This is a genomic window from Pantoea sp. y20 (assembly GCF_054903455.1).
In genome coordinates, this window is record NZ_JBUBNJ010000002.1 from 554,939 (window position 1) to 568,807 (window position 13,869).

The following is a 13,869-nucleotide window of genomic DNA, read 5'->3' on the forward strand; positions in this document are numbered from 1 at the left end:
GGGAAACACCATGACTAAGCATTTTCACTTGCAGGCGTTGAGTTTGGCCCTGCTATCAGGGATTTTTAGCGCCCACGCGGCAGACACGCCCGTTAAAGGCGGCACGCTGGTTTACCTCGAACAACAGGCACATACCAACCTTTATCCACCCGCCGGTGGCTTTTATCCCAATGGCGGTATTCTGAATCAAATTACCGATAAGCTGACGTGGCAGAATCCTGAAACCTTAAAAGTGGAACCGTGGATTGCCGAAAGCTGGAGCAGTAACGCCGATAAAACCGAATATACCTTTAAAATTCGTCCCGGCGTCACTTTCTCCGATGGCACGCCATTAGATGCCAATGCGGTAGCCAAAAACTTTGATACTTACGGTCTGGGAAATAAAGCCCAGCGCCTGCCGGTTTCCGAAGTGATCAATAATTACGACCGCAGTGAAGTTATTGATCCTCAGACGGTGAAATTCTATTTCAAAAAGCCATCTCCCGGTTTTTTACAGGGCACCGCTACCATCGGTTCGGGCCTGGTTTCCCTCAGTACGCTGCAGCGTAGCTTCGACCAACTCGGCGATGCGCGTCATATTATTGGTTCCGGTCCATTTGTGGTCAGCGATGAGAAACTCGGCCGCGAGGTCGATTTAACCGCGCGCAAAGATTATCAATGGGGCCCGAAAAACCTCGCCCAGCAAGGTCCCGCCAATCTCGACGGCATTAAATTCATCGTCACGCCGGAAGACAGCGTGCGTATTGGCGCGCTGCTGGCCGGCCAGGCAGACTTTATTCGTCAGGTGCAAGCCTACGACGAAAAACAGGCGCAGCAGCAAAACTTCCCGATTTACGCTGCACCCACACGTGGCGTTAACGACAGCATCAGCTTCCGCCCGGATAACCCGCTGGTCAGCGATGTGAAAGTCCGTCAGGCGCTGCTGCACGCCACCAACGCTCAGCAAGTGGTGCAAACCCTGTTCTCACCGAACTATCCGCAGGCCACCTCGGTGATCGCCACCTCGGCGGCCGGTTACGTCAATCTGGCCGACAAGCTGAAATTCGATCCGGCGTTATCGAAAAAGCTGCTGGATGAAGCGGGCTGGAAACCGGGCAGCGACGGCATCCGCGAAAAGGATGGCAAGAAACTGGCGCTGACCATTTATGAATCGCTGCCGCAACCGCAGAACAAAGAGGTGCTGCAGCTGGTGGCACAGCAGTGGCGTCAGGTTGGCGCCGCGCTGGCGGTGAAAGCCGGTGATGCCGGCAGCCGCGTGCTGGATAACCTCGATCCGCTGAAAACCCCGCTGGTGGTGTCCGAAGTGGGCCGCGCCGATCCTGACGTGGTGAAGAGCCAGTTCTATCCGACTAACCGTGATGCGCTGCTGCAAAAAGGCGGCTCCAGCGACAAGGTGCAGAACTTCCGCGACGACAAGCTGAACACGCTGTTGCTGGGGATCTCCTCGGAAGTCGATCCGGCAAAACGCCTGGCTGTGACCGGCGAGGCGCAGCGCTATCTGCTCGATCAGGCCTATGTGATTCCGATCTTTGAAGAACCGCAGGTGTTTGCCGGTGCGCCGTGGCTGAAAGGCGTGAATTTTGAAGCCGTGGGTCGTCCGTCGTTCTACGGCGCGTGGCTGGAAAAACACTAAGGCAGGTTAATGATGCAACGTTCACTGCTGCGAAGAGTGGGCCAAAGCGTTTTGGTGCTGTGGGCCGCGTTTACCCTGTCGTTCTTTCTGCTGCAGGTGCTGCCCGGCGATGCGGTGCTGATCAAGTTTCAGAACCCGGATCTGGGCCTTAGCCCGGATCAAATTGCCGAAATGCGACTGGCTTACGGCGCGGATAATCCGCTCTGGCAGCAGTACGTGCACACGCTGCTGGCGATGGTGCGCGGCGATTTTGGTTACTCGGTGCAGGCGGGCGTGCCGGTCAGCGAACAGCTGATCAGCAACCTGCCCGCCACGCTGCAACTGGCGCTGCTCGGTTTTGTGCTGGCAACCCTTATCGCGTTCGCGCTGGCGGCGTTATCGCGCTTGCCAGCGCTGCGCTTCCTGCGTTCGGTGCTGCAATCAATTCCGGCGCTGTTTATCTCCCTACCGACCTTCTGGCTCGGCATCGCGCTGATTCAGCTGTTCTCCTTCCAGCTGCGCTGGATCCCGGTGATCAATCCGTCGGCGCTACAGGGTTTGATTCTGCCGGTGATTACCGTGGCGATCCCAATCTCCGCGCCGCTGGCGCAGATTCTGTTGCGCAGCATCGATCAGGTTTCTACCCAGCCGTTCGTGGCGGTCGCGCGCGCTAAAGGCGCCAGCGAAAGCCATGTGCTGTGGCATCACGTGATGCGCAATGCGCTGCTGCCGGTGCTGAACGTTGCCGGTTTGCTGCTCGGGGAACTGATCGCCGGTGCGCTGATTACCGAAACCGTGTTTGGCCTAAGCGGCGTCGGTCAGCTGACGCAGCAGGCGGTGAATAATCAGGACGTCGCGGTGTTACAGGCGGTGGTGATGATCTCGGCGCTGGCGTTTGTGCTGATTAACCTGCTGGTCGATGCGCTGATGCCGCTGTTCGATCCGCGTCTGCAATCCATTGCCGGAGGCAACCGATGAGTCTGGTCGATTACTCAACTGCGCGTCAAAGCAACGGCAACGCACGTGCGTCCCGCGTGCTCAACATCCAGCCAGGTTTGTGGCTGGCGTGGGGCGTGATGCTGTTGGCGCTGCTGGCGGCATTTGCGCCGGGTCTGTTTACCCATTTCAGCCCGACGGAAGGCGTGCCTGGCGCGCAACGTCTGCCGCCGCAGGCCGCTTACTGGCTCGGCACCGATCAGCTGGGCCGCGATCTCTACGCGCGCATTATTTATGGTGCGTCACAGTCGCTGTCGGCGGCGGTCGCAGCGGTGGCGATGGGGCTGATTGGCGGCACCACGCTCGGCGTGCTGGCGGGCGCGATGGGCGGTCGCACTGAGAACTGGCTGATGCGCTTAGTGGATGTGCTGCTGTCGATTCCTTCGCTGCTGCTGTCGCTCAGCATTCTGATTCTGCTGGGTTTTGGCACCGTGCACGCCGCGCTGGCGGTGGGCATCGCCTCGATTGCCAGCTTTGCCCGCCTGGCGCGTGGCGAAGTGGTCCGCGTACGCCGCAGCGAGTTCGTCGAAGCGGCTTACGGCAGCGGCGGCAGTTTCGGGCGCGTGTTGTGGCGTCACATTTTACCCAACTCGCTAACGGCGGTGATCGCCTTCGCCGCCTTGCAGTTTGGCCAGGCGATTCTGGCGTTATCCACGCTCAGCTTCCTCGGCTACGGCACGCCGCCGCCGACGCCTGAATGGGGTTTATTGATCGCCGAAGGACGTAACTATCTGGCGACCGCGTGGTGGCTCACCACCTTCCCCGGCATTGTGGTAGTCGCCGTGGTGCTGGCCGCCAACCGCATCAGTCGTCAACTGGCCGGAGGTGACGCATGAGCGCGTTATTAGCCATTGAAAATTTAACCCTCAGCTATCGCCAGCGCGGCGAGTGGCGCGCGGTGGTTCACAACGTCAGCTTTGAGTTGCAGCCGGGTGAAATGGTGGCGCTGGTCGGTGAATCCGGATCCGGCAAAACCACCACCGCGCAGGCCATTATTGGTTTGATGGCGGAAAATGGCCGTCGTGACAGCGGCAAAATTGTGCTGAACGGCACCGATATCGCCGGCTGGTCTTCTAAACGTCTTGATAGCTTGCGCGGCGTCAGCATCAGCTTAGTGCCGCAGGATCCGGGCAACTCGCTCAATCCGGTGAAAACCATTGGCGATCAGGTCGGTGAAATGTTGCAGCTGCACCTGAAAATCAGCAAAACCGAACGTCAGCAGCGCGTACTGGAGCTGCTGCAAAAAGTGGGGCTGAGCCATCCGGAACAGCGTCTGACGCAGTATCCGCATCAGCTTTCCGGCGGCATGAAACAGCGCGTGCTGATTGCTATCGCCCTCGCCCTGCGTCCGCAGATTATCATTGCCGATGAACCCACCAGCGCGCTGGATGTCACGGTGCAAAAACGCATTCTCGATCTGCTGGATGTGCTGCGCCGCGAATCCGGTACGGCGGTGCTGTTTGTCACGCACGATTTGGCGCTGGCGGCAGAACGCGCCGATCGCCTGCTGGTATTTCGTCATGGCGAAGTTCAGGAACAAGGCCCGGCGCCGCAGGTGATCAACGCGCCTAAGCATGCTTACACGCGGCAGCTGTTGCAGGACGCCGATCCGGGCGACAGCGCGCTGTCCGTGCCGACACAGGCCAACTTCTCGTCGCCAGCGATTCAGCTCTCCGGTATCAATAAACAGTTTTCCCTCGGTCGCCAGCAGCAGCTGCAGGTAGCGAAAGAGGTATGCGTGACCGTAGCGCGCGGCACCACGCACGCGCTGGTAGGCGAATCCGGCTCGGGGAAAACCACGCTGGCGCGCATTCTTTTAGGCTTTGAGCAGGCCGATAGCGGCCGCGTGGTGATCGATGGCATCGATGCCACCGCGCTGCGCGGCGAAGCGCAACGTCAGCTGCGCCGCAAGATTCAGTTTGTGTATCAAAACCCGTTTGCCTCACTGGATCCGCGCCAGACGCTGTTCGCCATCATTGAAGAGCCACTGCGTAACTTTGAGAAACTCAGCAGCGACGAGCGCCGGCAACGCGTCGCAGCCGTGGCGCAGCGCGTGGCGTTACCGCTGGAGCTGCTGACGCGCAAACCGCGCGAGTTGTCTGGCGGCCAGCGTCAGCGCGTAGCCATCGCCCGCGCCCTGATTCTGCAACCGGCGATTCTGGTGCTGGATGAAGCGACCTCAGCGCTGGATGTCACGGTGCAGGCGCAGATTCTGCAACTGCTGCAACAACTGCAACGCGAGCTCGGCCTTACTTATCTGTTTATCACCCACGACCTCGCCACCGTGCGCCGCATTGCGCACAGCGTCACCGTGCTGCGCGCCGGTGAAGTGGTGGAGCAAGGTGACACTGTCACGCTATTTAGCGCGCCGCAGCATCCGTATACCCGATCGCTGATTGACGCGATACCCGCTTTCCGTCCGCTGATTAAGGAGTCTGCATGACGCGCAAACGCATTGGTTTTTTCACTCGCCTGCTGGATGACACTTCCGCACAGCAGCGCTATCGCCTGGCAACTGAACAGATTCAGCACGCCGAGCGCACCGGTTTTGACAGCGCGTGGATTGCTCAGCACCACTTTCACGAGAAAGAAGGCGGCTTGCCTTCACCGCTGCTGTTTCTGGCCCACGTTGCGGCGCACACCCGCACTATTCGGCTTGGCACCGGCATCATCACGCTGGCGATGGAGAACGCGCTGCGCGTCGCCGAAGATGCAGCGGTGCTGGATTTGCTGAGCAACGGTCGGCTCGAAGTCGGTTTAGGTTCGGGCGGCACCGCGACCTCGTTTCTGCCGTTCGGTATCACTATCGACCAGCGCGCCAGCGTGTTTGCCGATCATCTGCATCAGCTGCTGAGCGCCTGGCGCGGCGATACGCTGGGCCATCCGGAGAATCATCTTTACCCCGCAGCGCCGACGCTGGCGCAGCGCGTGTGGATCGCCACCTTCTCGGTGGAAGGTGCGGCGCGCGCAGGCCTTGCCGGGCACGGTTTGATGCTGTCGCGCACCCAGCCGCGTCCGGCGGGCCAGCCTGATTTGCCGCTCCACCAGATACAAAACCCGATGATTGATGCCTATCTGGCGGCTTTACCAGCAGGCATTGCGCCGCGCATTCTGGCATCGCGCACCGCTTTTGTGGCCGATTCCAACGACTACGCGCGCCGTCTTGCCGAGCCGGGCTTAAAGCGCCAGGCGCAGCATTTCCGTGAATCGGGACACGTGATTGGCAACACGCTGGACGAACAGGCGCGTCAGCTGGATGCGCACTTCGGCGATGCCGACACGGTGCGGCAATCGCTGCTGGCCGATACGTCGCTGCAACGCGTCACCGATATCAGCTTCCAGGTGCACTCCATTGATCCGCCACACGCCGACATTCTGCGTTCTATCGAATTGATTGCCGAGCATATTGCGCCCGCGCTGCGTGCGCTAAGCCACGCTTAACAGGAGAATTTCATGTCTCAAACGTTTGATTTACTGGCCGCGCTGGCGGATATCGATCCCGCGTCTGAACTGGCGCAAGCCCGCGCCGAGCGTCACGCCGCCACCCAGCACACGCAAGGCAGCTACGACGTGCTGTTTTCGCAGGATGATGAGGATTTGCCGTTAGCAGAACGTTTCGCCCTCGCCGCGCAGGTCGCGGCCTGGCATGGCGCGTCGAGTCTCGAAGCGCATTACCGCCAGCCGGATCAGCCTAACAACGCACGCTTCGCTGCGGGTCTGGCGTTTGCGGAACTGCTGAGCCTGCATCCGGTCGATGCTGCGCCGCAGCACATCGAGACGCTGCAAACTGCCGGATGGTCGCCACGTGGCATCGTCACGCTGGCGCAGCTGATTGCCTTTGTCAGCTTCCAGAGCCGCTTGCTTGCGGGTTTGCGTTTGCTCAACGGTGAAGAGACGGCGTCGCAGCCGCATGCGGTGGCCGGTAAATGGCACGATGCGCCGCTCACCGTCAGCGGGAAAACCGCCCTCACCGCCTTTACCCAACAGGAACTCGGCTGGGAACCGTGGCTGGCAGCAAAACCGCTGCATGAATTTAGCGCTGAAGAGCAGGCAACGCTGGCGAAATTCGGCCATAGCGACTCTGATTACTTCCGCCTGCTGGGCCGCAATCAGCCGCTGCTTGAGCAGCGCACGCTAACCGATAAAGGCATCTTCTACACCGCAGGCGGACTCTCGCGCGCCGAGCGAGAACTCGCCGCCACGGTGGTGAGCAAGGTCAACGGCTGCATCTACTGCGCCTCGGTGCATGCGCGCAAAGCCAGCCAGCTGTCGAAAGATGAACCGGCGGTGCAGAAGCTGCTGAATGTCGCGCCGGGCGCTGAGCTGTCGCACGGACAATCGGCGCGCTGGGCGGCGCAGATCGATCTGGTTGCTACCTTATCGATTACGCCTGCCGCCACCAGCCTGAAACAGCTGCAGGCGCTGCGCGCTCAGGGATTCAGCACGCTGGAGCTGCTGGACCTGATTCAATCCGCCGCCTTCTTTGCCTGGGCAAATCGCCTGATGCTGACGCTCGGCGAACCTTTCTTACCTGAACACACACAAGGATGACCATGACGGATCTTTCACATCAACAGCTGGTGCGCTGGCGACGCGAGCTGCATCAGCATCCTGAACTGTCGGATCAGGAATTTGCCACCACCGAGCGCCTTACCCGCTGGTTGCAGGAACTCAACGTCAAGCTGCTGCCGCTGGATTTGAAAACCGGTGTCGTGGCAGAAATCGGTCACGGTGAACCGCTGATTGCGCTGCGTGCCGACATCGACGCCCTGCCCATCGACGAGCAAACCGATCAAGTATGGCGCTCCCAACAGCCGGGCGTGATGCACGCCTGCGGCCACGATCTGCATAGCAGCGTGATGCTGGGCGTCGCACAGCAGTTGCAACGCATCGAATCCCAGCTGCCTGGCCGCGTGCGCATTCTGTTCCAGCCAGCCGAAGAGATTTTTACCGGCGCGAAACAGCTGCTGGCGGCGGGCGCGCTGAAAGAGGTGCAGGCGATTTTCGGCCTGCATAATGCGCCGGATCTGCCAACCGGCACGCTGCGGACGCGCGGCGGTGCCTATTATGCCAACGTCGATCGTTTCCAGATCACTATCAACGGCAAAGGTGCGCACGCCGCGCGTCCGCATGAAGGCATTGATAGCATCGTGATTGGCAGCCACATCGTCACCGCGCTGCAAACGCTGCCGAGCCGCGTGTTCAGTTCGCTGGAGTCGGTGGTGGTCAGCGTGACGCGCTTTACCGCAGGCAACAGCTGGAACGTGCTGCCACAAACGGTGGAGGTGGAAGGCACGGTGCGCACCCATAATGCGGCGATTCGCGCACAAATCCCGCAGAAAATTGATGCGCTGATAAACGGGATCGCCGCCGGATTTGGCGCACAGGCGGAGCTGGTGTGGCAGGAAGGTCCGCCTTCGCTGTTCAACACCCCGCAATGGGCCGATTTCGCGCTGGATCTGGCCGCAGAGCAAGGCTATCAAACACAGGTCGGCACGCCGCAGATGGGTGGCGAAGACTTCGCCTTCTACCTGCAGCAGCTGCCGGGCGCGTTCGTCAGCATCGGCAGCGCCAGTGAATTTGGCCTGCATCACGCCGGATTCGATCCGGATGAAGCGATGCTGGAACCGGCGGTGCATTACTTTACCGAGCTGGCCCAGCGCGCGCTGCTGACGCTGCGCCAACAACAGGCGCTGGCATCGTGACCATGAGAGCAAGGAGAAAAGCGATGGCGATTTCTGTACCTGTTCCACGTCTCGACCATGTGGTGATCAACGTTACCAGCCAGTTGGATGACGCCAGCGCGCTGTTTCGTCGCCTGGGATTTCAGCTGACCGAGCGCGGCCATCATTCGCTCGGCTCCAGTAATCATCTGGCGATTTTTGGAGATAACTATCTGGAGCTGTTGGGGTTTGAGCCTGGGCGCGGCAATCTGCGCCAGGATTTGTGGCAGTCGCCGATTGGCCTCAGCGGATTAGTGTGGAAAACCGAGGATGCCGATGCGGTGTGGCGCTATCTTGAGAGCCAGGATATCGACGGCGATCTGCCTGCGAGCTTTTTCCGTCCCGTTACTTTGCCGGACGGCACCGAGCAGGAAGCACGCTTCCGCACCGTGCGGTTGCGCCCGTCGCTGGTTGCGAACGGCCGCAGCTTCTTTTGTCAGCACGACACACCGGATTCGGTGTGGCAGGACGCGTGGCGCGTCCATCCGAATGGCGTGAGCGATATCGTCGAGTTCGTGGTGGTGGCGCAGGATCCCGCCGCCGCTGCGCAGCCCTACAGCCGTTTATTCGGTGCAGATAAACTCACCGCCTGTCAGGAAGGCGCGTTTGTGCTCAAAGCGGGCGTGGCAACGGTACGCTTTGCCGCCGCGGAATACGTTACGCAGCGCTTCGCCGGATTGCCGATTGATTACGACGGCAGCGCGCGCATGGCCGGATTGAGTTTGCGCACCTCGGATCTGCGCAAAGTGAAAGCCAGCCTTCTGCTCGGTGATGTGCCGTTCCGCGAAGAAGAGTCGGCGATTATTGTTGGTGCCGAGCAGGCGTTTGGTGTGGCGTTGCGGTTCCAGCAATAATCACGTTTTGCATGTATCCGTAGCGGCGCGATTTATCGCGCAATGTGATGGCGATTGCGCAACTAGCCTGATATTGCGCAATAAATTGCGCCGCTACGTTATGAGCGTTGTAAAATATCGTTGTGGAGTAATCTGAATTCTAAAGGTGAAAAGTGACCGCTAACCTGCATCTCGACACGCCCAGACTCACTTGCTCGCAGATCGCGGAAGACGACTGGGACTTCTTCCGTCAGCTCCAGCTCTCGCCTCACGTCATGCATTACGTCGCCGATGCAAAATCCGATGAAAAAATTCACGCCGATTTTACAGCAAGATTGCCGCGCTGGTCGCCATTCAGCGCGCATTGGCTGTGTCTGGTGGTGCGGGAAAAACAGTCAGGCAATCGCCTCGGCGTCAGCGGTTATATTCGTAGGGAAAATGACTGCGCCGAAGTCGGCTTTCTGTTCGCACCTGAAGCGCATGGCAAAGGCTATGCGCACGAGTCGCTCCGCGCGATTTGTGACTATGCATTCAGCGACGGCGGCATTCGACGCCTAAGCGCTACCGTCACCGCAGGCAATACGCCCTCACGGCGACTGCTGGAAAAAGTCGGTTTTGTATTAGAAGGTGAACTGCGAGAAAGTTACTGGCTGAGAAATGCGTGGCATAACGATTGGCTGTTTGGGTTGTTGCGCGAGGAATATGGGTTGTAGTGCAGGTGTGATCAACTCAGCTCGGGATCAAGGTTATTTAACGAATTAGCCATATTTAACCCGACCAAACATAGAGATGTCTACTAACTCCTATATCGTCACCCACGTTGAACGCCATTCCCGCTTTGTTATGCTGTCCAAAATCAGCGACAACAAAACCATAACTGTTGTATCTGCACTCATCAAACAAGCGCGGAATTACCAGCTGAGCTTTTATAAAACACTAACATGGGATCGAGGCGCCAAACGACCAGCCACGCTCGATTTACGGTAGCGACAGACATTTGGATTTATTTCTGTGGTCCTCAATCTCCCTGACAGCGTGGCTCAAATGAAAATACGAACAAGCTGGTCAGACAATATTCCCAAAAGGAACTGACTTTGGACGCTCAAGTTATTCTGTCCAATTCATAATATTTCGCGAATCAGTAAATGAATACGAGGCGGTTTGGTGCGATTTTTAGATGCATTCTAAATAAGCTGCAAAAAATTCTCAAGAAATGAATCGTCAAATATTATCAGCCTAACTATTAAGAACGTTACAAGCCAGGCGTAATATCCCACTATGGAAAACTGAATATGAGCTTTTGAACGATCATTTATGTTAATTATAAAGCCTTTTTTGTTGGGAACGCTGCCTCCGCTCGTCATACTCCTTCGCTTTTTCCTTATGCCACATATTGCTGCATCCTGGATCGCTAGGGGTAAGACAATAGTGAGTTTTATCATCTTGAGACTCACTTTTCTCCCAAGATAGTTTTGGCGTTACCTCTGTGGACCAGGAATAATCCTTCGCTTTTTCCTCATGCCACATTTTGCTGCATCCAGGATCGCGAGGAGTAAGACAATATTGGGTTTTATCACCTTGAGACTCACTTTTATCCCAGGAAAATTGTGGCGTTACCTCTGTTGACACCGAATAGTCCTTCTTATCAATGTCATACATCAAATCTGGTGAGGCCAATGCTGAAACACCATAAAGTAGTGATATAAATGGGGCATATGCATATTTTTTTAAGCATGACATATTCGTTATTCCTTTAAACGTAAATTCGTTTAACTTCAATTTAGAAGCCCAGGTTCCTGACACGACTAGAAGCATGAGTAAAGTAACGTAAAATGTAGAACTGTCGATTATATCCTCATTACTGGGGAAGACCCACTATACATATTTTTTTAAGCATGACATATTCATCATTCCGTTAAACGTAGATTCGTTTGACTTCAATTTAGAATCCCAGGCTCCTGATTTAAGATTCGTTATCGCATCGTAAAAATCGTGCTTTCCTACATGGACGAAAAGCATATTCGGAAAGAATTTTTAGTGACAAAGTCAGTCAGATCAGAATTAATCATCTTGCTTGATTGCGTAATTTCAAAACCACCAGCATCTGTAAACGTTATGTCAGTTCTTTGCTCATTACAGATATCCGCTTCTTACAACAAGCAACTTTGTGCCAGAAGTAGACATTGCAAAATTTGCGATCCGTAGAATGATGAAAAGTCGTTTCCGCTCAGTTTTTAAGGTCTTCTACATTCAATCCAGCAAATGACAATAATAGCATTCACTCACTTACTGTATTAACGCCTCTCGCTGTTCGCTTACGCATAGCGCCCGGCGGATACCCATTAATGCGCTTGAACGCTCTGCTAAAGGCTGCCTGCGAGGCATAGCCGAGGCGAAGCGCTACGGTGTCAATTGAGATCTTATCGTGAGTAATCCAGTGACCCGCGATGCGCATTCGCACTTCCCTTACATAGCGCTGCGGAGGTATGCCGATAATTGATTTGAAGCGTTCAGCAAAAACAGAACGTGATACATGCGACTGGGCAGCAAGCTCGGCAACAGACCACTCCCGGCTTGTATCACGATGAATCGCCAGAATGGCACGGGCAAGTCGTGGATCACGTAACGCAGCGATCAGACCAGCGGCGTTCTCGCTGCCGTTTTCAATCCATCCACGCACAATCATGGCCGCCGCCACTTCTGCGAGGCGTGCCATAATGCCCGCGAAGCCCGCGCGTCCGGAACAGATTTCAGATTTCATTGCGCCCAGAACGGGAACCAGCCCCGGATAAATCTGTTCATTTGCCTCAACCACGATGGCTTGCGGCATCAGTTTACCCAGGCCCTGCATTCCACCAAGATCGAACTCCATACAGCCATAAAACAGAACTGTGCTGGGTGTCGGATGCGAACTCGGGCAGGTATTAATTCCGCTGACGGCCTCGCCTAAAGGAGCAGAGCCGAACGTGTCGATATGTTGAAATGAACAGCTGACATCCGATAAAAGCTGATGCTCCTCGCCCTGCGGCATGAATACCATGCTCCCGGCTTTCAGTTCGTGCAACGTACCATCGTGTGTGCGCAGCACAGCAGTACCCACTGCGATGTAATGAAAATAGGCATGTCCGGGTCTGTTGCTGAAACCGACGCCAAACTCAGAGCCCGTCTGTAAACGGCGATACTGCACGCCACGCAGACGCATTTCCAGCAGCAATTCACTAATGAGTTCGGATGACAGGGCAAAGTGTTTATTCACATGCATAACCGGAGTTTCGGGTAAAAAATCAGGATGTGGCATCATAGATCGTCCGGCCGCTGAACTCTAGACTTGGAGTTATCATTTTTTCTCCAATAAAAGAGTGTGTTATGAGAAATGAAGCAACTGAAGCTGCATCCGTTAGTTTGAACAGTGCGGAACCCAAAGAATCCGCATGGATGGCCGTTATTTCACTGACGATGGGCGTGTTTGGCTTGCTGACTGCAGAATATCTTCCTGCCAGCCTGTTAACACCCATGGCCGCGGATCTAGGTGTAACCGAAGCGCTTGCTGGTCAGGCTGTGACGGTGACAGCTGTGGTGGCCCTGTTTGCGGGTCTGATGGTTCCCCGCCTGACGCGTAATTATGATCGCCGAGCTGTTTTGCTTGGTTTTACCGTGCTGATGATCGCCTCCAACCTGCTTGTCGCACTCTCCTCCAGTCTGGCTGTTCTGCTGGTCATGCGCATTCTGCTGGGCATCGCGCTGGGAGGCTTCTGGAGTATGGCTGCTGCCGTAGCTATGCGACTGGTCCCTGCAAAAAGCGTCCCGTGTGCTCTCTCTATTATTTTTAGCGGTATTGCTGTCGGTACCGTGGTTTCGATCCCGCTGGGAAGCTATTTAGGTGGGCTTTATGGCTGGCGTAGTGCTTTTATCGCTGCAACCGCAGTTGGCCTGCTGACACTGCTTTTCCAGCTGTTTACGCTTCCTGGGATGGCTCCGCGTAAAATGATGATTACGGCATCTGTCATGGATTTACTCCGCCGCCCAGGCATTGCGGTGGGAATGACGGGTTGTGTGATTGCCCATACGGGTCAATATGCGCTGTTTACCTATATTCGTCCGGCTCTTGAAAATATCGTTCAACTTGATGTGGATCGTTTGTCTTTGATACTGCTTGGATTTGGCGTCGCTAATTTTATCGGTACGCTGCTGGCCGGGTGGCTGATGGAGAAAAGCCTGCGTCTTACCCTGGTACTGATGCCAGCACTTGTTGGTTTAGCGGCATTAAGCATGATTTTGCTGCCACTTGAGGAAGCAGGATTGATGTTGTTCGTCGCGTTGTGGGGGATGGCATTTGGTGGCGTACCCGTTGCGTGGTCAAACTGGGTAGCGCGTTCCGTTCCCGATCAGGCTGAAACCGCTGGCGGCATGGTAGTCGCAGCAGTTCAATCCTCAATTGCTATGGGTGCTGCATTGGGAGGATTACTTTTTGGTCTCAGCGGCGTAACCGGTGTTTTCATTACCGCGGGTTGCATAATGTGTTTTGCCGCGCTGGTGATTGCACTAAAAGTGAGGGTCGCGCTGAGCTGACCACTTCCCTTATTAAAAACGTTTAAATAAAGGCCAGCTGAACCATTTGGCTGGCCTGAAAAAAGTAGCGAGGTTTCCTGGCTCTTCCGCTCACTTAAAATCTCTACTACTTTGTTCGGTACCTCAGCGTCCAAAT

Annotated in this window: 12 protein-coding genes and 1 pseudogene; 11 read left to right on the forward strand and 2 right to left on the reverse strand. The window is 56.3% G+C overall.

Annotated features, from left to right (window positions below):
- The first annotated feature begins 10 nt into the window (after nucleotides 1-10).
- The 10 genes and pseudogenes from ACYAC5_RS22405 to ACYAC5_RS22450 form a co-directional block, all read left to right on the forward strand.
- Complete coding sequence (locus ACYAC5_RS22405; RefSeq protein ID WP_309837694.1) at nucleotides 11-1,633, forward strand: TIGR04028 family ABC transporter substrate-binding protein; 1,623 nt, start codon at nucleotides 11-13, stop codon at nucleotides 1,631-1,633.
- Nucleotides 1,634-1,645: 12 nt separating this feature from the next.
- Nucleotides 1,646-2,590: an ABC transporter permease gene (locus tag ACYAC5_RS22410; RefSeq protein WP_309837918.1), complete on the forward strand. Its 945-nt coding sequence runs from the start codon at nucleotides 1,646-1,648 to the stop codon at nucleotides 2,588-2,590.
- Entirely contained in the window at nucleotides 2,587-3,444 is an 858-nt protein-coding gene (locus ACYAC5_RS22415; RefSeq protein ID WP_110868458.1) for an ABC transporter permease, read from the forward strand. Before ACYAC5_RS22410 ends, ACYAC5_RS22415 begins: the two co-directional genes overlap by 4 nt.
- Nucleotides 3,441-5,051: a dipeptide ABC transporter ATP-binding protein gene (locus ACYAC5_RS22420; RefSeq protein WP_462063103.1), complete on the forward strand. Its 1,611-nt coding sequence runs from the start codon at nucleotides 3,441-3,443 to the stop codon at nucleotides 5,049-5,051. The genes ACYAC5_RS22415 and ACYAC5_RS22420 overlap by 4 nt, the downstream gene beginning before the upstream one ends.
- A complete protein-coding gene (locus tag ACYAC5_RS22425; RefSeq protein WP_277975304.1) occupies nucleotides 5,048-6,049 on the forward strand; it encodes a putative FMN-dependent luciferase-like monooxygenase in 1,002 nt (333 codons plus the stop codon). The genes ACYAC5_RS22420 and ACYAC5_RS22425 overlap by 4 nt, the downstream gene beginning before the upstream one ends.
- Nucleotides 6,050-6,061: 12 nt before the next feature.
- Nucleotides 6,062-7,159, forward strand: coding sequence for an alkylhydroperoxidase domain protein (locus tag ACYAC5_RS22430; protein WP_277975303.1), 1,098 nt, complete (start codon nucleotides 6,062-6,064; stop codon nucleotides 7,157-7,159).
- Between the two features lie 2 nt (nucleotides 7,160-7,161).
- A complete protein-coding gene (locus ACYAC5_RS22435; protein ID WP_309837701.1) occupies nucleotides 7,162-8,313 on the forward strand; it encodes an amidohydrolase in 1,152 nt (383 codons plus the stop codon).
- A gap of 23 nt (nucleotides 8,314-8,336) precedes the next feature.
- Entirely contained in the window at nucleotides 8,337-9,185 is an 849-nt protein-coding gene (locus ACYAC5_RS22440; RefSeq protein ID WP_277975301.1) for a VOC family protein, read from the forward strand.
- 152 nt (nucleotides 9,186-9,337) lie between these two features.
- Nucleotides 9,338-9,877, forward strand: a complete 540-nt coding sequence (locus tag ACYAC5_RS22445) for a GNAT family N-acetyltransferase (protein WP_277975300.1) — start codon at nucleotides 9,338-9,340, stop codon at nucleotides 9,875-9,877.
- 70 nt (nucleotides 9,878-9,947) lie between these two features.
- A pseudogene (locus tag ACYAC5_RS22450) lies at nucleotides 9,948-10,257 on the forward strand (IS30 family transposase); the annotation flags it as partial.
- A gap of 224 nt (nucleotides 10,258-10,481) precedes the next feature.
- Here the strand turns inward: ACYAC5_RS22450 and ACYAC5_RS22455 are convergent.
- Together ACYAC5_RS22455 and ACYAC5_RS22460 are read right to left on the reverse strand one after the other, a co-directional pair.
- Nucleotides 10,482-10,904: a hypothetical protein gene (locus tag ACYAC5_RS22455; protein ID WP_462063107.1), complete on the reverse strand. Its 423-nt coding sequence runs from the start codon at nucleotides 10,902-10,904 to the stop codon at nucleotides 10,482-10,484.
- Nucleotides 10,905-11,442: 538 nt separating this feature from the next.
- Complete coding sequence (locus tag ACYAC5_RS22460) at nucleotides 11,443-12,465, reverse strand: AraC family transcriptional regulator (RefSeq protein WP_462063109.1); 1,023 nt, start codon at nucleotides 12,463-12,465, stop codon at nucleotides 11,443-11,445.
- A gap of 65 nt (nucleotides 12,466-12,530) precedes the next feature.
- On the opposite strand from ACYAC5_RS22460, the gene ACYAC5_RS22465 reads away from it, so the two are divergent.
- Nucleotides 12,531-13,733 (forward strand): MFS transporter, encoded by a 1,203-nt coding sequence (locus ACYAC5_RS22465; protein WP_462063111.1) that lies wholly within the window; start codon nucleotides 12,531-12,533, stop codon nucleotides 13,731-13,733.
- Nucleotides 13,734-13,869: the final 136 nt, after the last annotated feature.